Below are 18,913 nucleotides of genomic sequence, written 5' to 3' on the forward strand. Positions count from 1 at the left end.
CTGACCCTTATAGTGCCTTAAGACCTTTGGCACTCTGCTGAAAACAGGACGGCGTACGTTGTATGCCCTGATCTGATACCTGAATCATTCCAGTACGACCCTGGAATTCAATATTGCGTATTTTTTTATTGTTCAAATAATACTGGGTGATTTGCCAGGCATCGCCACCAAAAGCAATCAAGCGCTGATAGGCCATATTCACCGGTGCATGATGATAAGCCTGCATCACATCAGGCCAGTTAGCAAAATAAAGTACCGGCACATCGCAGAACTTGATGCCTCTTGGCGGAGCATGCTGCTCATTAATTGCATTCGCGACTGTATAAATCCGTTTATGTCCCAAACCCTGTAAGGATGCCAGCCAGTCCGCATTGCCAAGCAATAATATCCCCTGCTTGCTCTTCAGAAAAAATGGTGGCTTCTGGATCATTTCCAGTTGCAGCTCACTCTGACTAAGTAGTGACATTAGCAGAAGTTCATGTTCTGACTCACTACCCGGTTGGCGCATCACAAACAGTTGCTGAATCCCATCTTGCGCAATCTGCTTCTGTAAGGCAGCCGCATCTTCTTTTTTCGACAGACTAAATTGCCAGATATTTGGCGCTGTAAGACTACTTTCATTCAAACTCAGTGTACGAATCTTGGGTTTAGTTTGCACCAGTTGCTCTACATCCTGACGTGCCAAAGGACCAATCACCATTTGCGTCTTTTTACTGACATGTTGTTTGAGTAGTTGAGAGATTTTTTTCTGATCTGAATTGACCCATTTCAATGGTACTTTCTGTCCGGACGCTGTATATGCACTGAGAAATCCTTGCTTGATACTCGAAGCGGCTCGCGCCAAGGGGCCGCTTTCAGGTAGAATAATCAGCACTTCTGCTTGTACGCTGCTGACGCAGGCCAGTAACCCCAAGCCCAAAATTTTATTTTGAATCTTCCATTTTTTATTATTCGATTTATTCCACATGGAGAAACCTATGAGTGCTCAGTTATTTGTTGTTGCGACTCCAATCGGGCACTTAGATGATATTAGTTATCGTGCAATTAATGTATTGAAATCGGTGAGTCTTATTGCAGCTGAGGATACACGAACTTCTGCACAATTACTTAAACACTTTAATATTCAAACACCTTTGACAGCCTGTCATGAACATAATGAAAGCAACAAGATTGATCAGTTGATTCAACGCCTGCTCAATGGTGAAGATATGGCATTGATCAGTGATGCAGGCACGCCACTGATTAGCGATCCAGGATTCAAGTTTGTCCGTGCTGCCCAAGAACATAATATTCATGTGGTTCCTGTACCGGGTGCATGTGCTGCAATTGCCGCTTTAAGCGCAGTAGGTTTACCAAGTGACCGTTTCAGCTTTGAAGGTTTTTTGCCGTCTAAACAAAGCCAGCGGCTCTTGACTCTGGAAAAACTGAAAGATGAAACCCAGACCTTAATTTTCTATGAAGCGCCGCACCGCATTTTGGAATGTGTCAAAGATCTGGCAGCGGTATTCGGTGCAGAGCGTCCTGTCGGTTTTGCCCGTGAAATTACCAAGACCTTTGAAACCATCAAGAAAATGACACTGGGTGAACTGGTTGAATTTGTTGCCAATGATCATAACCAGCAAAAAGGTGAAATCGTACTGGTGATTGGCGGTTCTATCGAAGAAAAAGATCTGGATCAGGAAAAACTGGATAAATTGTTACTGCGTTTATTACAAGACCTGTCTGTCAAAGCAGCTTCACAGCTGGCTGCTGATTTGACCGGGATTAAGAAAAAAATCGCCTATCAACGTGCTTTGGAACTAACCTCTGCCAACGATTAATTTTTCTTTACCCATAAAAAACACCACAATCAATGTGGTGTTTTTTTATTTAATAATATTGAGTGCAATTATTCTCTTGCAACGGATTCATCAGCTGGAACTTCAGTAATACGGCCACCGCTTGCCAGAAAAGCCGCAATTTCATCTTCAAGTGCCTGACGTTTTTTCTGCTTAGCAGTTACAGTCAAAGTTTCAGCTTCTAATACGTCCGTATCATTCACAACTTCTTCGCTACTTGCAGCGCCTTTTTCTGCTGCTTTTGCTTCATCGTCGTCGATTACAGGATCTTCTACATCATCATAATCATTTACGTCTGTCATTTTGCTCTCCCCACAAATGGCTTCGCTTTTATCTATTAAACCAAGCTTTAAATTAACTGAAATTTAGCAATCTCTTTGGTCTTCGCCTAGCCCTAATTTTCAAAAAATCGTATCTTTTTTAAACAAAATGGTTACTCTTTATAGATGTTTGTTTAAAAAATTTACATTCGGCCGCTAGGCTGAATAACGTGTATCTTTGAGTAAACTTAAACCATTCGCCTGAGCCATAAATGCATCTTTCAGGACTGTCTGTTGCTCGACCTGTTTCAGCCCGAAATTACGTGCCCACACCACTGGGAAAAGCTCTGTAGTTTCCATCCAGCCAATCGCCGACATGCTATGCATCATCGCATCATTCTGGCCTTTACGGCGATGCTCATAACGTTTCAAGGTCTGTTCATGGGCCCACACTCCACGCGCTTTGTCATGCAGCAACACGTCACAGAGTACGGCAGCATCCAGACAGCCGATATTAACCCCTTGTCCAGCGAGCGGATGAATCACATGCGCAGCGTCACCAATTAGTGCCAAACCATCTTGTACATACTGCTGTGCAGCACGAGCTTTGAGTGGGAATTTAGCTCGTGCTGTCGCTTCCAGCACTTCACCCAGCATATGATAGCTTTCACGGGTCAATAGTTGAGTAAAGTCAGCATCTGATAATGCCACATATTCATCGGCATAATCATCAGGTAATGTCCAGACTATGGATTGCCAGTGCCCTTGTTTTTCCTCCTTTAGACTTGCCATTGGCAGATAAGCCAAAGGACCGGTTTCCAGAAAAATCTGACGCGCCACATGTTGATGTGGCTGAGCTGTTCTAATTGCACAGCTGATTCCTGCCTGTTTATAGTCCAGTACATCAATATCAATAAAGGCTTGTTCACGCACAAAGGAGTTCGCGCCATCTGCACCAATAACCAGCTTGGTTTTGAGCTGGGTACCATCTGCCAGATGAATGATCCAAACATCTACTCCACGTTCAACCCGGCTAACTTTGACCTGTGTGCGGTAATCTTGCACCTCTTCAAGCATCTTTTGCTGAATGGCCAGATTCAGGATACTCGGTTCCACCATCGAGCCTAGCGCCTGCTCTACAGAAGGTGTTCTTTCTGAAGAATGACCAAAGTTAATTTCACCGTAGCCATTTTTATTCCAGACCTGCATTCCAGTATATGGCTGCTGGCGTGCAAGTTTGTCCCACACACCCACAGTTTTTAATAAATGAATAGTCGCCTGACTTAGAGCCAAAACCCGCGGATTGGCTACGCTTAAAGTTTTGTCTGCATCCAGAATAGGCGCAGCATCCAGAACAGTCGCTTGCACACCACCTTGAGCGAGTAATAAAGCCGTTAGACCGCCTACCAGACCGCCACCAACAATCACGACATCTAATACATCAGAACTTGGATTCAGACTCATGCTTTTAACCCCATGGCATAGTTAGCGACTAGTGGCTTGATACCAGGAATGGTATCAAAAGCAATCAGTCCGGTATTACGGATCAGTTTCAAGAATGGATTCTGGTTACTAAATCCACGTACGACTGAATCACAGAACTTAATCACTCTTTGCTGGTCATTCAAACGGGATTTTTCATAATCCTGTAATACTGCTGCATCACCTAAGTCTGCACCTTGTGACTGCTGTTCTTTCAGGTAGCGCACCAATACATGCGCATCTCGCATACACAGGTTAAAACCCTGACCCGCTACTGGATGAATTGTATGTGCAGCATTACCCATCAAGACCACGCGGCCCACAGCCTGTTTTTCTGCTAATACTTGGGACAATGGAAAACTGAAGCGCTTACCTGTTTTCTGGAATTTACCGGCACGATCGCCATAGGTTTCTTGTAAGGCGTTCAGGAAATGCTGGTCATTTTCTTCACCCAGCCATTCTCCTTCCGTTCCTTTTTTCACAGGCCAGACTACAGAACGACGATATTCACCTGGAAGTGGTAATAAGGCTAATGGGCCTAAGTGGCTAAACCGTTCAAAGCCAACATGATTATGTGGCTTAGAAGTTTGAACGGTAGTGACAATGGCGACCTGATCATAGTCATGTTCTGAAGCCCCAATACCGAGCGCTTTACGACAGAAAGAATCACGCCCATCAGCAGCAATCACCACTTTGGATTGAAGTTTCAATAAAGCATCACCACGTTGTGCTTCAAGATAAGCAAACTCAGCATCTTGAGTCAGAGAGCTGACCTGAACCCCATCAATCAGTTCAATGAGTGGTTCTTTTTTGACTTGAGTTAATAGCACACGACCTAGCCAGGCATTTTCAATCACTTGGCCAAAGCTTTCGACTTTTTCCTGTTCTGCAATTAAGCGCGCCTTACCAAAACTGCCCTGCTCAGTGATATTCACTTCAAGAATCGGCGTTGCATGTTCCTGCAAGGCATCCCAAAGCCCAAGTTCCTGATAAATCTGTACACTACGGCGTGACAAGGCACTATTACGTGCATCAAAGCTGGAATGATAGGGTGCAAGGTTTACATCATCATAATCTGGATATTTGATCGCTTCCAAAAGTTTGACTGCAATATTGGTTTTGGCCAACATCAGCGCGAGACTCAAGCCGACCATACCACCACCGACAATGATGACTTCTTGTTGCATGCTGTAATCCTTTCAATGGCGTACCTATATATAGATACTTATAATCATGATGAATTTTATATTAGCCTAAAAAATTTCTTTTTTATAATAAATTAGGTTGCGGTTTCGAAGCGAAGTCTGCTTGTGGTTAATTTATAGCTCACCTCAACGTCCTACTTAAATTTTTCAAAATACAGAAGTATCATCTGCCTGATAAAAAGCAGAAGAATTTTGGCACTGATTGTTAGGTTTAAAAGCTTGGCTTGGTATGAAATGATGAAGATGGGATCTGGATATAATTTTTTGAATTAACAATATTTATGTTTTTGAATTTATATAATATTTTTTATTTAACTTATTTAAAGTAAATACTCATTTTAAAAAATCATGCGATACGTAGCTTTAGCTTATATCGCATGATGATGTAAGGATTAACTTGCTTTCAATGTATAGGCATGGTCATTCAAACTTGCCAATATCTGTATAAATTGAGGAATGGTCTCGGCATTCAAGGTATAAGGATTGAATTCATCCAGATTATGTTCGGCAAAGAATCCAAGAATATCCTGATGGATATTGGCATATTTCATATGCCAGTCTGAGAAGAGACGGTCATTCACATCTTCAAAATACAGAACTTCACAATTTTTATGTCGAGGATCTTTCAAGATTTTTTTATAGAACAGATCTTCAATCTTGTTCCTATCTCCTTCCAGACATTGAACAAAGTAACCATTTCCATAATACAGAGCCCCAAAAATCGCATTACGTGAATTGAAATTCAACGCTTCTGTCAGAATATTGAATAGATCATTCATTGGATCTTCGCAATCATACAACTTACTAACATATAAAAGTCTTGCGTCGCTCATTGTCTACCTCAATATTTTAGATTATGTACATTACTCAATATTTTTCTGTTTAATATATATAACTGATTTTATAAAAATTTTCTATGATTAGATACAAAATAATTTATCGAATAGTAAAATAACTTGAAAAATAAAATAAATTTTTATATAAATTCAGCTACTTGCTTTTAACACGCATTTTCCAAATATTTCTATATTAAAAAGCTTCAAAATTTTGCTATTTGAGATCTGCCATCAAGTATCAGTTTTTTACTTTCTAAATGCTCATGTAATTTGAGCACCAGTTATCTTTGCCAGAACATCAGCAAGCCAGCAAAAATGTAAATCAGCGATTTGTTCTCAATCAATAGTGCAAGTGCTACGAATACGATAGCAAAGATGAAGGAACGGATTAAAGTCGCGATGTTTAATTTAGAAACGACAGTCTAAGTCGAGCTCAAGCAACTTATTAAGTATGTACTTTCTTACACCTCTCTTCTTATAATATTTTTAAAAGGTAATTGTTTTTAATTTCTAAATGATACAAAAACATGCTTATTTAATAATCAATCTTGTACTCTTTGACTTACAGCTATTCAAGTCCTTTACCCCTATTTTAGTTAAATGAATTTTCATATGATGATTACATCAGGAACAGGGAGTTCCACATAAGAATAACAATAGATAAGCACAAGGACAGTAAGGTACGACAGGAGTTATACCAAGCTAACCAATACGAAAAACCCCGGCAGGATGCCGGGGTTTTTTATTATTTAATGATTAAAAATTTGAAGATGATACTGAAGTTTCTAAACAGAAATCTTAGCAATCACTACTACCTATATCTTTCATCTACTTATAGAAAATTCCCAAATTTTGGTGTGAAGTTAATAATGTATACGTGATCTTTGAATTAATTCATCAATGGTTTCTGGAATTTCTTTTATTAAGCTGAGTACTTTTACTTTTTATTAAAATTTTGAAACATATTTTAAGCCGGTTAATAAATAATAATAATTAATAAAAAATTCATTTTTTACCAGTTTCTAAACTCTAGTGAATATTTGAGTTCCCATAAAATACGGCTACTTTTATATAAAACCAACCGTAATGATTTTAGATTAAATAATTAGTAATATTCACGGTCTTTCACTAGGTATATTTGTTAGACAAACATTGAGTATGGTAGTTTAAATTAAATACTTTAATAAAATAATAACTATGCTTTATTCAGTGCAATTTCTTAGGGGGATTGCTGCCTTAATGGTAGTTATAAGTCATACCTCCTTTAAAGGACAACAATACAGTGTTGATACGCTTCAGTGGTATCACATAGGTGGTTCTGGCGTTGATTTATTTTTCATAATATCTGGCTTTATTATGTGTTATACAACATATAATAAAAAAGTTAATTTTCTAAATTTCATGAGAAACCGATTCATCCGAATCATTCCTCTTTATTGGGTTCTCAGTTTTTTTGCTTTAATCGTATTTCTGATTTCTCCAAATCTTATAAATTCATCCGGTGGTGAAACAGGAATTTTCGAATCTTTCTTTTTAATTCCGAATGGCAGTAAATTTTTAATTAATAATGGATGGACTTTAAGCTACGAATTTTATTATTATTTTATATTTTCTTTTTTCCTAATCTTTTTATTAAAAGACTTATATAAATATCTTTTTATCATTCTATATTTTTCAGTTGTTGTGGCTATAGGTTTAATACTCCAACCAAAATCTGAATTTCTGATGTTTTTAACCCATAATCTTTTGCTTGAATTCGCTTTAGGCGTTCTGGCATTTATCATTATAAAAAATACTAGTCTTTCCCGATTAATGTCTTTATTTATGATTCTTGTCGGTGCTTCCCTATTAGCCTATCAAAACTTTTATAAACTACCTGATTTCATCACCTTGAGATCATTAAAAATCGGGATCCCAATGTTTTTAATTTTTGTTGGATGCGTAGCTTTAGAAGACTTAATCACAGAAACTAAATCACTAATTTTAAGATTCTTTAATCATCTTGGAGATTCATCTTACTCTTTATATTTGATTCATCCTTTTACTTTAAGCCCAGTTGCTATGGTTTTAAATAAACTCAATATATTAAACCCTTACCTATTTAGCTCTATACTTATTACCTCTTCGATCTTGGCAGGCTCTATTACGTATCTAGTTTTAGAAAAAAGGTTAATTAAATTAGGCAAAGAACCATTTAACTTCTTTAGGTATTTTTATCCGGTCGATAGAAAAAACTTATAGATATTTTTTGATCTCTTTAGGCATTATCAAAAATTTAAATACTAAAAACGGAGCTTAAGCTCCGTTTCTGTTAAATGTCCTTTATATCTTTTAGATTAACTAATCTGTTATAGAAATCAGTTAATTAAAAAAATATCAATGACTTCAATTAATTTTTAGTCAGTTAACGTACTACTCGAGCTTGAGACTCATGATGTACATCGCGTCGACCCAATTTTGTACCAGTATAGATCAGATACAAGGCAGACAAACCAACCAATACATAGATAATTCGAGATAGTGCACTCATTTCACCAAAGATGGCAGCGACTAAATCAAAGTTAAATGCACCAACCAGACCCCAGTTGATGCCACCAATAATCGCTAAAGCATAAGCAATCCAGTCAAGCGTATTTAGTCTCATCATTTTTCTCCTGCTCTTCTTTGAGTTTATTTAAGGAACAGGTCAAGTATGAGAACGAAATCGGAATTAATATGTTGCTTTGATGCTAAAAACTCAATTGCTGTGTTGAATTCCTGTCATCTTATAATTCTCAATTTTAACAAAGTTAATTTTATTTGAATAAGTCGCGATTAACGTAAGTAAAAGTCTTGCATGTTTCTTGATAGTATCTTTGTTTTATGTAGCCATTGGATAACTTATTGCCTAAGAAATTAATCCATTTTTTCTTAAAATTTTATAAATATTCATTTTAATATCAATAAATTAAAAAATTACTATCATTCACGAATACATTTTTAACTTTCTACTATATAAAAAAGCCGGTGAGATCACCGGCTTTTTTATATCTTTCATTTAAGCAGCATGGGCTTTGGCCATTAAGGCTTCAATATCTTCCACGGTTTTCACAACTTTTGCAGTTAGCACTAGTGGGCCATTTTTGGTAGCAACCACATCATCTTCAATCCGGATTCCGATACCACGCCATTTAACATCTACAGTTTCATCATCTGGTGCAATATAAAGACCCGGCTCAACTGTCACGACCATACCTTCTTCATATGCACGCCATTCACCGTTGGCTTTATAAGTACCTACATCATGTACATCCATACCCAGCCAATGTCCAGTACCGTGCATATAGAACTGGCGGAAACTTTCCGTCTGGATAATTTCTTCAAGATCTCCCTGCATAATCCCCAGATCAAGTAAACCTTGAACCAGAATGCGAACCGCCACATTATGCGGCTCTTTATAAGAGTTCCCGATTTGAACTGCATTGATGGCAGCAATCTGTGCATCCAGTACGACATTATATAAAGCTTTTTGTTCCAGACTGAATTTACCATTCACCGGGAAAGTACGGGTAATGTCCGAAGCATAAAACTGATATTCACATGCAGCATCAATCAGAACCAGATCACCATCTTTCAGTTCTTTGTCATTCTCTACATAATGCAGAATACAGGCATTTTCACCGCCACCAACAATACTGTTGTACGATGGTACACAGCCATTTTTACCAAAAACATAATTTAATTCTGCTTCTAAAGCATATTCCATCATGCCTGGACGAACTTTCTGCATAGCCAGTGTATGCGCTTCTGCAGAAATATCTGATGCAAGCTGCATCAGTTCAATTTCATTTTCATCTTTATGCAGACGCATTTCATCAATGATACGATCCAGCTGCATGATCTGTGCCGGTGCAGAAGTACCACGGCGGCTTTCACCACTGGCTGTTACGATCCATTTGGCTACACGTGCATCAAATTCGGCATTGTGTCCAATCCGGTAGAAAAGCTTGTCTTTGTTCTGAAGCTTGGTGAGGATTTCCTCATCCAGTAGATCAATCGCATAAGCTTCGTCTGCTTCATAATCATCAACGGCGCCATCTACTCCGGCACGGTAGCCGTTCCAGATTTCCATTTCACGATCACGTTCACGGCAGAACAGGCTATAGGTATAGCCTTCTTCTTCAGTATCGAAAGTTTCAATGACTGCAACTGCTTCAGGCTCAGCAAATCCGGTCAGGTAAAAGAAACTGCTGTCCGCGCGGTATTTATAATCTGCATCACGGTTACGCAGGGCAACCGGGCTGGTGGCAATAATCGCGATACTACGTAATCCCATTTCCCCTGCGAGGATGTCACGACGTTCCTGAAAATCGGCTTGAGTCAGTTTCTTCATTACACCTTACTTCTTATCAATTGCTACTGTTATTTAAAATTTGGTCCTGAAAACAGGTCAGATTAATTTACTATCATCATGAGAAGGATCAGCAAAAAATATGCCGGTTTTCAGAACCGTTTTTTAATTTGTGTTTAGAACCGCTTGAACTTAACTCGGACGTTTCGGCGAGAAAATTTCAACTACAGATTGCGCTTCAGTTGCAGAAGCTGGAGTAGGTGCTTTTTGCGTGAATTTCTGCAATAAAGGTGTTTCTTCAACTTCTAATTTCTTACGGCCGACGGACAGGCTTACCGGAATCAGACGAACAAACTCATACAGCTCCTGATAGCTTTCTTCGCCTTCGGCATCGTCATCAGAATCTTCAAACTCGACTGCTGCAACATCTTGTAAATGTTCAATCAGTTCCATTTCATCATTGCGGATATGCCCTGAAGCCAGACCGAAACCAAGCACTACGCCTGCACACCAGTCAGCCAGTGCCTGAACGCGTTCAGCCAAGCTATGCTCATCATCTGGTAGTAATGGCAGATAATCCAGCTCATCTTCAGACAGCGCATGAAATATGTCTTCTGCCTCACCCGTTAACAATTCTAATGCTTCAGGGTTCAGTTCAGGAACATCTAGCGTTTCTAGAATCTGTACCCATTCATCATTTGAAGGTGCCTGAGTGACACAGACAATTCCGGTAAGCAAACCATGCAGTTCGCTTGGGCTAGAAATTTCTTCAATTGAGGAAAAATTGCGGTACCATTCTGACCAACCTGAAATATCGTCTTGCATTCGTTTATCCAATCTCTATACTGCTTTATATATTACCTTTGTTTGCAACACTGTGCGACCTCGATATGTTAGAAGAATTACAGCGTCTACAAGTGCATATTGGCGTTTTAAAAACGCGACTTGCACAACTTGAAAGTGAGAATACCAGTTTACGGGAGAAGCAAGAGGCTTCAAGCGTGCAACATGAAACTCAAATTGAACAAAAAAATAGCTTTATTGCGCAAAAACAACAAGAAATCCAGAATCTCAATCAGCAACTGACAGAATCACGTAACCAGTTTCAGCATTTAAACCAGGATGCTACAGCACTGGCAGATCGTTATAGCCGTCTGGAAAAAAGTTGTACTGATCTAAAGAACCGTTTTCAGGAAATTCTGGCTGAACGCAATGAGTTACGCGTGCTGAAAGAAAAGTTATTGCTGGAACAGCGTCATGCCCAGCAGGAAATTCAGCGGCTGAATCAGGAATCTGAACGTCTTACCCAGAAAAATGAAAATGCCAAAGCTAAAGTTGAAGCCATTATTCAACGTCTGGCGATTTTGGGAACAGCCCAAGATCAAAATGCACAGGAAATTCAGCAATTGGCCCATCCTACTGAAGTGACTGAGGAAGCTTCATCATGAGTGAACAAATCGCAATCGACTTAAAGGTATTGGGTCATAGTTTCCGTCTGGCCTCCACTGCGGATCAGCAGGATGAACTACAACGTGCAGCGCAATTACTCAATGAAAAATACGATGAATTTCGCCGTAAAGCCCCTCGTATGGAACCAAGTAAACTGATCATTATGGTGGCACTGGAACTGATGCAGGAAGTATTGACGATGAATAAATCCCTGCAACAATATGCTCACTGCGAACGTTTGTTACAAACTATTTTGGAAGAAGTTGAAGAACTAACTGAATAATCGAGTTTTTTGTATAAACTTCGGTCGTTCGACTAAACTGTTTACAGTTCACGAACAGCAGAGAGTTGCCACATCAGCATTATCGTTTATACTTAGTCTAACTCTGAGATGTTCGCCAGCGGGTCAGATTCCCCTGAGCCGATATTTAAATCTTAGGATTGAGTTCTGCATATTTAGAGTGTATGCCCATCCGGTATGGGAAACCCAGCAAGTATGCGTCTCGTCCACCTTGAACTTTAGGGTTCAAGGGTAATGACATGCAGCGGCATCCTCGGAGTGCTTCTATTTTTCTCAAAATATTTCATCATTTATCTTCTTTTCTAAAGCTCAAATTTATTATATTTTTCTTGGTTTAGCGTCCTATACCCGTATCTTTTTTCGTCTTTTAAAAAGTTGACTAGATCTAATTACAGATCAATCAATTAATGATTCGTGTTTTATTATTTTTAAAATTTAATCAAAAATTCATACAGATGCCTATAATACTCGTTATGTTGCTACCCTCTATTTAAGTTATGGCATTTTATTAATCTAATGCCTTAAAATCCTGAAGACCATATTTATGACGACGATGAATCTTTCCGAACTTCGCAAACAGCTACGTAAACAGCGCCGTCAACTCTCTCGATTTACCCAGAAACAGACTCAACAACGTATCCTGAATATGATTCGGACTTTGCCAGAATTTCATGCAAGCAAATCTGTGGGGGTTTATCTGGATGCTTTCGGTGAGGTTCGGACTCAGGCACTGATTGAATACTGCTTTAAGCACCATAAACGGGTTTATCTCCCCAATATTTGCAATATGAACCAGCAACTCACTTGGGTAGAAATCAGCCAGAATCAATATCGTTCCCAGCGTTTTGCTCATCATCGGTTGGGAATGCGTGAACCCATGGCTACACGTGGTCTGCATGTCTCAAAACTGGATCTTTTAGTTATGCCACTATTAGCCTGTGATCAATATGGCACCCGAATTGGTATGGGGGGCGGTTATTATGATCGTACGCTGGCAACAGCACCGCACCGTCCTTTTCGTCTGGGGTTAGCACATGACTTTCAGCTGATCCCACAGCCTTTAACCCGAGAAGTTTGGGACCAGCCTCTAGATGCCCTGCTTACGCCTACACTTTTACAACGTTTTAAGCGTTAAACAATGTATTTCCAAATACATAAGTACTTTAAAATCACATAATTAGTCATTTTTTATACAATTTAGTCGCTATAGCCCTTGTAATTTTTAAATTACCCATCACTATTAAAAACATGGCAACACCGTTGTCACTCATTAGGAGTGCCCATGTCTGAAATTATTATGAATCAAGAAACCTTAGAGCCTCAGGTTCCAAGTGTATTACCACTTTTGGCGCTACGTGATGTGGTGGTGTATCCACACATGCAAATTGCGCTATTTGTCGGTCGTGAAAAATCGATCAATGCAGTTGATGTGGCTCGTAACAGTGACAATCTAGTATTTGTAGTTGCGCAAAAAGATTCGCTTACAGAAGAAATTGATCACGACAACTTATATCAATACGGTACTGTCGCGAAGATTGTGCAAGTTGTGAATCACGAAAATGATGAAAACTGTATTAAAGTCCTGATTGAGGGACTGTATCGTGCCAAGCTCAAAACCATCATTGATGAAAATGAGTATTTGACTGCTGAGCATGAACTTAGTCCAATGACTGTATCAGTCGATGAAACAACTCAAGCTACGCGCTTGCAGGAGCTGCGTGCCCTGTTCGCTCAGTATGCTGAAGCAAAACTTCGTAATGCTCGTGAGCTGATTGCAGCTGCGAATAAAATCGAAGACTTGTTGCAATTGTTATTCTTCGTAGCGACCCGTGTTCCTTTGAATATCGAAGTGAAACAGAAATTCCTGGAATACGACGAGTTCGATGCACATTTAACTGAGTTGATGACTTATTTATTGCAACAGTCTGAAGAACAGCAGATCGAACAGACTTTGCATGACTCTGTTAAACGCCAGATGGAAAAAAACCAGCGTGAATACTTCCTGAATGAAAAAATGAAAGTCATTCAGCGCGAGCTTTCCGATATGAATGGCGGTGCGGAAGATGACGTTGCGGAAATCGAAAAACGTCTGGCTGAAGCTGATCTGCCTGAGCATGTGCGTAAAAAAGCGGAATCTGAGTTCCGTAAACTCAAAGCAATGCAACCAGCCTCTAGCGAAGCTGCGGTAGTTCGCAACTATCTAGAAGTGATTCTAGATACGCCATGGAACAAAGCCAGCAAAGTTAGCATTAACTTGAATAAAGCTCAGGAAATCCTGGATGCCGATCACTATGGTCTGGACGATGTCAAAGACCGTATTGTGGAATATCTGGCGGTTCAGTCTCGCGTGAAAAAATTACGCGGTCCAATCCTGTGTCTAGTTGGTCCTCCAGGTGTAGGTAAAACTTCCTTGGGTGAATCGATTGCCAAAGCGACTGGCCGTGAGTTTGTCCGTATGGCCCTAGGTGGTGTACGTGACGAAGCAGAAATTCGTGGTCACCGTCGTACCTACATTGGTGCGATGCCAGGTAAGATCGTGCAGTCATTGACCAAAGTTGGCGTGAAAAACCCGCTGTTCTTGCTCGATGAGATTGACAAGATGGCTCAAGACTACCGCGGTGATCCAGCTTCTGCGATGCTTGAAGTACTTGATCCATCACAGAACAACAAGTTCAATGATCACTATCTTGATTTGGACCTTGACCTGTCAGAAGTGATGTTCATCTGTACTGCCAACAGCATGAATATTCCTGAAGCCCTCTTGGACCGTATGGAAGTGATTCGTCTGCCTGGCTATACCGAAGAAGAGAAAGTTAACATTGCTGACCGTTACCTTGTTCCTAAAGCAATCAAGAACAATGGTTTACGTGCTAAAGAGTTGACTGTGCATGAAGAAGCGATTCGTGACATCGTGCGTCGTTATACTCGTGAAGCCGGTGTTCGTAACCTTGAACGTGAAGTGTCTAAAATTGCACGTAAGGTAGTGAAAGAAGCAGTTAGCAAGAAAGCTAAGAATCTTCAGGTTGAAGTGAATGCGGGTAATCTTCCAGATTACTTAGGTCCACACAAATTTGACTACGGTATGGCGGAAGAAGAGGCTCAAATCGGCCGTGTAAATGGCTTGGCTTGGACTTCAGTGGGTGGTGAGTTACTGACTATTGAAGTTGCAGCAGTACCTGGTAAAGGTAAATTCATTACCACCGGTTCACTTGGTGATGTAATGAAAGAATCGATTACCGCTGCCATGACTGTCGTTCGTACCCGTGCGGCTGAGCTAGGTATCGAAGCGTCTCGCTTTGAAGAAACTGATGTGCACGTGCATTTACCAGAAGGTGCGACTCCGAAAGATGGTCCATCTGCAGGTTTGGCACTGACCACTGCTCTAGTTTCTGCATTCACCGGTATTGCGATTCGTCCAGATATTGCGATGACAGGTGAAACCAGCTTAAGTGGCCGTGCAATGCGTATCGGTGGCCTGAAAGAGAAACTGCTTGCTGCGCACCGTGGTGGCATTAAACTGGTGTTCATTCCACAGGAAAACGTTCGCGACCTTGCGGAAATTCCTGAAAATGTAAAAGAAGGCTTAGAAATCAAAGCTGTGAAATCGATTGATGAGATTTTACCTCTGGCTTTGATCGATATGCCGAAAGCACTGGTGAAACCACCAATTGTGAAAGCAAGTGAAGAAGCTAAAGCTGCACGTCATTAAGACCTAAAGGCTTTGAAAAACACCCTGCTCTGGCAGGGTGTTTTTGTATCTAGGTGAAGACAATTAAAGGCGAATCACCATATCGACCAAACCATTCACGACCTGAGCCATCTTGGTCAGATCCAGTTTATCTAAGGTATCCTGCTCGGTATTGTAGTAAGGATTACGATAATGCGCTGTGTCTGTAATCAGCATAGTTGAATAGTTAAACTTGGCATAATTCAAATAGCCAGAAAAATTCATGTCCTGAGCAAATGCCGGACTAATAAAACGCTGACAGTCTAGCCGCTTGAAACGTTGCATGGACGTGCAGTAATCTCCTGTCAAACCGGCTGATGCCAAATGTCCAATCGCAGCAATAAAGTTTCCATGTCGGGGATAGATCCATTTTAATCCTGTCGGATAGGTCTGCACCAGATTTTCATCATAATAACCAATAGAATCCAGAATAATGACACCTTTCACTTTTTGTTTCTGGGCCTTTAATGCTTTGGCATGTAGATAGCTTCCCATATGTTCAGTCTTGAAATAGGGTGGCTCCTCCAGTGTATAGAAAGCAAACTCGATATTATGTTTGAGTTTTGACTTTTGTAAGGCCAATAATCGAGCTGTTTCCAGTACCCCTGCTACACCGGAAGCATTGTTATCTGCTCCATACAGATCACTAAAGACATCATAATGCGCACCAATAACCAGTTTGGTTTTGGCTTTAGCATTAAGCTGACATACCACATTTCTATAGCTTAGGCTATTTACGATATAATTTTGGAACTGACATGGGATGCCAAGCAGACGCATCTGTTCTTTGAGCCATGCTGAGACCCGGTTTAATTCACTGGTATTTTTAAAATTCCGGTATTCGTCCACACTGATAATCTGTTTGATAAACAGTTCCAGATATTCTGGCTGTGCCTGTTTGGAGGAAAAATTTGCAGGCGCAGCAAAGCTCATGCCTGAACTGGTTAAACCGAGAATAATTAGTAGAAAAGTACAATATCTTTTAATAATGAAACTGGTCCGCATTTCTTATTATCCATTCCTTTATTATCAAGCGGATACTTGAATCATGGATATTAAAGCAACATTAAATTCATGATTTCAATTTCAATTTGTTTCCCTAGCTCAACTTCGTGTTGTTTGATCGTTATAATGAAGTATCTAATTATTGATCCAGTTCTATGAAAATCCGTATCTTGACCATCGGCCAGAAAATGCCGGCTTGGGTGTTGACAGGCTTTGAAGACTATTTCAAACGTATCCAGCCTTTTGTACAGACTCAGGTGGTTGAATTGCCCATGGCGAAACGGGGCAAAAACGATTCTGAAGCCGATATTATGAAATACCGGAATATTGAAGGTGACAGTATTTTAAATGCCTTAAAACAGAATGAAGTCCTGATTGCACTAGAAGTCGGTGGCCGTGAGTTTAGTACGGAAAAACTGGCTGAAACCATGAAAGGCTGGATGCTGGAAGGTCATGATATTGCCTTGGCGATTGGTGGGCCAGATGGCCATTCTGAAGCAGTCCGAAAAGCAGCAGCCTGGCATTGGTCCCTGTCTAAACTCACCTTGCCACATCCGCTAGTCCGTGTAATGCTGATTGAACAACTGTATCGCGCCATGAGCATCAACCATAATCATCCTTATCACCGTGCAGGCTGATCTGTTGATGCGTTCTGATTATGCAACGTTTTGTTGAACAATTCCCCCTGCCTTTGCTTCTCTTTTTATTGCATGATTAAAACATTGAATTAATGTGGTTTGACTTATGAACTTACAGACTTTGCCCGGCTTATTTATTTCTCATGGTTCCCCTATGCTCGCGCTCAATCCTGAGCAGGTTGGCCCGGCATTGCACCGTTTAAGCCTGAATCTGCCACGTCCAACTGCCATTATTGTTATGTCGGCACATTGGGAAAGTGAAGCTCTGGAAGTCAATACAGGTATTCGTCCTGAAACCTGGCATGACTTCCGTGGCTTTCCACCTGAGTTATATGAGTTACGCTATCCTGCTCCCGGCAATCCAGAGCTGGCTGAGCAAGTCTTGGGCTTATTGGCCAATGCCGGGTTCTCTGCACATGCCAACAGCACCCGTCCACGTGATCATGGCGTCTGGATGCCGCTCTTACATATGTATCCAGAAGCAGACATCCCGGTGGTTGAAATTTCTTTACCAATGTCGATGAGTGCAGAAGAGATTTACAAGATTGGCCAGACCTTGGCGCCACTTCGTGAGCAGCAGGTTTTTCTGATCGGGTCAGGGAGCATTACTCATAATTTGCGTGAATTGTCTTGGCAAGGAAATAGCGATGAAGTTCCGGAATGGGCATCAACCTTCCGCAACTATGTAGCCAATAAATTAACCCATAGCGATTTTGATGCTGTGCTGGACTGGCAATCCATTCCTCAACTGAAACGCAACCATCCAACGCTGGAACACTTTGCGCCGCTATTCTTTGCCATGGGCACCGGCAACCGTTTCAGTATCGTGCATAGCAGTTTTACGATGGGCGCTTTGGGAATGGATATTTACCGTTTTGACTGACAGTAAACTTCAACCATTTAACATCCGACTTTTTAATTTGGATACATTTTGTTAGCAAAAGCTACGTTTTGTATCCATATTTTTTGTTAATCTCTTGATTATAATCACGTTGAAACTTTAGCACATAGAATATAAACCAATGAAATTCAGTATTTTTGCGCTTGCCCTATTCCCTTTGGCTTTAACTGCATGTCAATCTTCTCATCTTCCTGCCGCTTCAGGAGATACAGCTATTTCTACTCTATCCACCACATTAAAAACGCCTACACAAATTTTACCCGCTTATACTTGGGAACTTGATCGTGGGCTGCAACGCCCGATTGTTCTGAGCTTTGATCAGCAAGGCAGACTGAGTGTAGCTTCTGGCTGTAATGGCCTTGGCACGAGCTGGACTGTTAAAGATAATACCCTGAGTACTGGTGACATGATGGGTACCATGATGGCGTGTGATGCACCATTAATGGAACAGGAACGTTTTATCAGCCAGCTTCTGCAAAAGCGTGATATTCCGTTTAGTCTGGATCTAAGTGATGCCAATCAGCCAAAACTGAGTATTACTACAGCTGATGGTCAAAAATATGTCTTTACCGGAAAAATGACACCGGAAACCAAATACCAAGGTCAGGCAGAAACCATTTTCCTGGAAGTTTCGCCACAGACTAAAGCCTGTACGGGTGTAGCTCAGCAAACCTGCTTGCAGGTGAAAGAAATTAAGTATGATGAAAAAGGTTTAAAGACTCAGGTCGATAAAGACTGGACTTTATTTTACGATCAGATTGAAGATTTTCATCATACACCGAATGAGCGTCAGATTATTCGGGTAAAACGTTATGAAATCAAAAATCCGGCAGCTGACCAGTCTAAATATGCCTATATATTCGACATGGCTGTAGAGCGTGAAACAGTCAAAGGCACTCTTTAAAGATAAAATCTGAACATAAAAAAACCGAGGCATTCAC

General features: G+C 40.5%; 18 protein-coding genes and 1 other RNA gene. 10 read left to right on the forward strand and 9 right to left on the reverse strand.

Annotation, left to right across the window (positions count from 1 at the left end):
• Positions 1-7: 7 nt before the first annotated feature.
• On the reverse strand, positions 8-967 hold the full coding sequence (locus FTU19_RS06115; RefSeq protein ID WP_180016846.1) for a penicillin-binding protein activator: 960 nt from the start codon (positions 965-967) through the stop codon (positions 8-10).
• Positions 968-977: 10 nt separating this feature from the next.
• Between FTU19_RS06115 and rsmI the strand changes: the two genes are divergently transcribed.
• Positions 978-1,820 (forward strand): 16S rRNA (cytidine(1402)-2'-O)-methyltransferase, encoded by an 843-nt coding sequence (rsmI, locus tag FTU19_RS06120; protein ID WP_180016844.1) that lies wholly within the window; start codon positions 978-980, stop codon positions 1,818-1,820.
• A 68-nt stretch (positions 1,821-1,888) separates the two neighbouring features.
• On the opposite strand, the gene FTU19_RS06125 is transcribed toward rsmI, so the two are convergent.
• The 4 genes from FTU19_RS06125 to FTU19_RS06140 all read right to left on the reverse strand — a co-directional run bounded on the left by FTU19_RS06125 (position 1,889) and on the right by FTU19_RS06140 (position 5,618).
• Entirely contained in the window at positions 1,889-2,140 is a 252-nt protein-coding gene (locus FTU19_RS06125; protein ID WP_004782870.1) for a hypothetical protein, read from the reverse strand.
• 174 nt (positions 2,141-2,314) lie between these two features.
• Positions 2,315-3,562, reverse strand: a complete 1,248-nt coding sequence (locus FTU19_RS06130; RefSeq protein ID WP_180130420.1) for an FAD-dependent monooxygenase — start codon at positions 3,560-3,562, stop codon at positions 2,315-2,317.
• Positions 3,559-4,767, reverse strand: a complete 1,209-nt coding sequence (gene ubiH, locus FTU19_RS06135) for a 2-octaprenyl-6-methoxyphenyl hydroxylase (protein ID WP_034703738.1) — start codon at positions 4,765-4,767, stop codon at positions 3,559-3,561. The genes FTU19_RS06130 and ubiH overlap by 4 nt, the downstream gene beginning before the upstream one ends.
• Positions 4,768-5,177: 410 nt before the next feature.
• The gene (locus FTU19_RS06140; protein WP_004782875.1) at positions 5,178-5,618 is read right to left on the reverse strand and encodes a BLUF domain-containing protein; all 441 of its coding nucleotides are present in this window, start codon (positions 5,616-5,618) and stop codon (positions 5,178-5,180) included.
• A 1,200-nt stretch (positions 5,619-6,818) separates the two neighbouring features.
• Here FTU19_RS06140 and FTU19_RS06145 point away from each other — a divergent pair.
• A complete protein-coding gene (locus tag FTU19_RS06145) occupies positions 6,819-7,862 on the forward strand; it encodes an acyltransferase (protein ID WP_257225436.1) in 1,044 nt (347 codons plus the stop codon).
• A gap of 163 nt (positions 7,863-8,025) precedes the next feature.
• Here the strand turns inward: FTU19_RS06145 and FTU19_RS06150 are convergent, their stop codons facing one another.
• From FTU19_RS06150 to FTU19_RS06160, 3 genes are all read right to left on the reverse strand, one after another.
• Positions 8,026-8,265: a DUF378 domain-containing protein gene (locus tag FTU19_RS06150; protein WP_034703714.1), complete on the reverse strand. Its 240-nt coding sequence runs from the start codon at positions 8,263-8,265 to the stop codon at positions 8,026-8,028.
• Positions 8,266-8,658: 393 nt separating this feature from the next.
• Complete coding sequence (gene pepP / locus FTU19_RS06155) at positions 8,659-9,993, reverse strand: Xaa-Pro aminopeptidase (protein WP_180130423.1); 1,335 nt, start codon at positions 9,991-9,993, stop codon at positions 8,659-8,661.
• Positions 9,994-10,143: 150 nt separating this feature from the next.
• The gene (locus tag FTU19_RS06160; protein WP_180002308.1) at positions 10,144-10,776 is read right to left on the reverse strand and encodes a UPF0149 family protein; all 633 of its coding nucleotides are present in this window, start codon (positions 10,774-10,776) and stop codon (positions 10,144-10,146) included.
• A 65-nt stretch (positions 10,777-10,841) separates the two neighbouring features.
• Here FTU19_RS06160 and FTU19_RS06165 point away from each other — a divergent pair, with 65 nt between their 5' ends.
• The 5 genes from FTU19_RS06165 to lon all read left to right on the forward strand — a co-directional run bounded on the left by FTU19_RS06165 (position 10,842) and on the right by lon (position 15,410).
• Complete coding sequence (locus FTU19_RS06165; RefSeq protein WP_004782884.1) at positions 10,842-11,399, forward strand: hypothetical protein; 558 nt, start codon at positions 10,842-10,844, stop codon at positions 11,397-11,399.
• On the forward strand, positions 11,396-11,683 hold the full coding sequence (locus FTU19_RS06170; protein ID WP_005234746.1) for a cell division protein ZapA: 288 nt from the start codon (positions 11,396-11,398) through the stop codon (positions 11,681-11,683). Before FTU19_RS06165 ends, FTU19_RS06170 begins: the two co-directional genes overlap by 4 nt.
• Positions 11,684-11,780: 97 nt before the next feature.
• A non-coding RNA gene (gene ssrS, locus FTU19_RS06175) (6S RNA) lies at positions 11,781-11,965 on the forward strand.
• Positions 11,966-12,254: 289 nt separating this feature from the next.
• Positions 12,255-12,836 (forward strand): 5-formyltetrahydrofolate cyclo-ligase, encoded by a 582-nt coding sequence (locus FTU19_RS06180; protein ID WP_159123362.1) that lies wholly within the window; start codon positions 12,255-12,257, stop codon positions 12,834-12,836.
• A 147-nt stretch (positions 12,837-12,983) separates the two neighbouring features.
• Positions 12,984-15,410 carry an endopeptidase La gene (gene lon / locus FTU19_RS06185; protein ID WP_034703702.1) on the forward strand — a complete coding sequence of 809 codons (2,427 nt, stop codon included), beginning with the start codon at positions 12,984-12,986 and terminating at the stop codon, positions 15,408-15,410.
• Positions 15,411-15,473: 63 nt separating this feature from the next.
• On the opposite strand, the gene FTU19_RS06190 is transcribed toward lon, so the two are convergent.
• On the reverse strand, positions 15,474-16,433 hold the full coding sequence (locus FTU19_RS06190; RefSeq protein ID WP_180130425.1) for a M28 family peptidase: 960 nt from the start codon (positions 16,431-16,433) through the stop codon (positions 15,474-15,476).
• Between the two features lie 155 nt (positions 16,434-16,588).
• Between FTU19_RS06190 and rlmH the strand changes: the two genes are divergently transcribed.
• The 3 genes from rlmH to FTU19_RS06205 all read left to right on the forward strand — a co-directional run bounded on the left by rlmH (position 16,589) and on the right by FTU19_RS06205 (position 18,876).
• The gene (gene rlmH, locus FTU19_RS06195; RefSeq protein WP_179992085.1) at positions 16,589-17,071 is read left to right on the forward strand and encodes a 23S rRNA (pseudouridine(1915)-N(3))-methyltransferase RlmH; all 483 of its coding nucleotides are present in this window, start codon (positions 16,589-16,591) and stop codon (positions 17,069-17,071) included.
• A gap of 106 nt (positions 17,072-17,177) precedes the next feature.
• Positions 17,178-17,954, forward strand: a complete 777-nt coding sequence (locus FTU19_RS06200) for a dioxygenase (protein ID WP_004782897.1) — start codon at positions 17,178-17,180, stop codon at positions 17,952-17,954.
• A gap of 139 nt (positions 17,955-18,093) precedes the next feature.
• Positions 18,094-18,876, forward strand: a complete 783-nt coding sequence (locus tag FTU19_RS06205; RefSeq protein WP_180130427.1) for an META and DUF4377 domain-containing protein — start codon at positions 18,094-18,096, stop codon at positions 18,874-18,876.
• The last annotated feature ends 37 nt before the right edge of the window (positions 18,877-18,913 follow it).

Source organism: Acinetobacter sp. YH12072 (assembly GCF_013419565.1).
Classification (GTDB): domain Bacteria; phylum Pseudomonadota; class Gammaproteobacteria; order Pseudomonadales; family Moraxellaceae; genus Acinetobacter.

What these genes read in the sequence shown, in the direction of transcription:
- FTU19_RS06150 (WP_034703714.1), bottom strand. Translation starts at nt 8,265, where the DNA reads ATGAGACTAAATACGCTTGACTGGATTGCTTATGCTTTAGCGATTATT.
- ubiH (WP_034703738.1), bottom strand. Translation starts at nt 4,767, where the DNA reads ATGCAACAAGAAGTCATCATTGTCGGTGGTGGTATGGTCGGCTTGAGT.
- FTU19_RS06205 (WP_180130427.1), top strand. Translation starts at nt 18,094, where the DNA reads ATGAAATTCAGTATTTTTGCGCTTGCCCTATTCCCTTTGGCTTTAACT.
- FTU19_RS06145 (WP_257225436.1), top strand. Translation starts at nt 6,819, where the DNA reads ATGCTTTATTCAGTGCAATTTCTTAGGGGGATTGCTGCCTTAATGGTA.
- lon (WP_034703702.1), top strand. Translation starts at nt 12,984, where the DNA reads ATGTCTGAAATTATTATGAATCAAGAAACCTTAGAGCCTCAGGTTCCA.
- FTU19_RS06170 (WP_005234746.1), top strand. Translation starts at nt 11,396, where the DNA reads ATGAGTGAACAAATCGCAATCGACTTAAAGGTATTGGGTCATAGTTTC.
- FTU19_RS06180 (WP_159123362.1), top strand. Translation starts at nt 12,255, where the DNA reads ATGAATCTTTCCGAACTTCGCAAACAGCTACGTAAACAGCGCCGTCAA.
- FTU19_RS06165 (WP_004782884.1), top strand. Translation starts at nt 10,842, where the DNA reads ATGTTAGAAGAATTACAGCGTCTACAAGTGCATATTGGCGTTTTAAAA.
- FTU19_RS06140 (WP_004782875.1), bottom strand. Translation starts at nt 5,618, where the DNA reads ATGAGCGACGCAAGACTTTTATATGTTAGTAAGTTGTATGATTGCGAA.
- rsmI (WP_180016844.1), top strand. Translation starts at nt 978, where the DNA reads ATGAGTGCTCAGTTATTTGTTGTTGCGACTCCAATCGGGCACTTAGAT.
- FTU19_RS06125 (WP_004782870.1), bottom strand. Translation starts at nt 2,140, where the DNA reads ATGACAGACGTAAATGATTATGATGATGTAGAAGATCCTGTAATCGAC.
- rlmH (WP_179992085.1), top strand. Translation starts at nt 16,589, where the DNA reads ATGAAAATCCGTATCTTGACCATCGGCCAGAAAATGCCGGCTTGGGTG.
- FTU19_RS06160 (WP_180002308.1), bottom strand. Translation starts at nt 10,776, where the DNA reads ATGCAAGACGATATTTCAGGTTGGTCAGAATGGTACCGCAATTTTTCC.
- FTU19_RS06190 (WP_180130425.1), bottom strand. Translation starts at nt 16,433, where the DNA reads ATGCGGACCAGTTTCATTATTAAAAGATATTGTACTTTTCTACTAATT.
- FTU19_RS06130 (WP_180130420.1), bottom strand. Translation starts at nt 3,562, where the DNA reads ATGAGTCTGAATCCAAGTTCTGATGTATTAGATGTCGTGATTGTTGGT.
- FTU19_RS06115 (WP_180016846.1), bottom strand. Translation starts at nt 967, where the DNA reads ATGTGGAATAAATCGAATAATAAAAAATGGAAGATTCAAAATAAAATT.
- FTU19_RS06200 (WP_004782897.1), top strand. Translation starts at nt 17,178, where the DNA reads ATGAACTTACAGACTTTGCCCGGCTTATTTATTTCTCATGGTTCCCCT.
- pepP (WP_180130423.1), bottom strand. Translation starts at nt 9,993, where the DNA reads ATGAAGAAACTGACTCAAGCCGATTTTCAGGAACGTCGTGACATCCTC.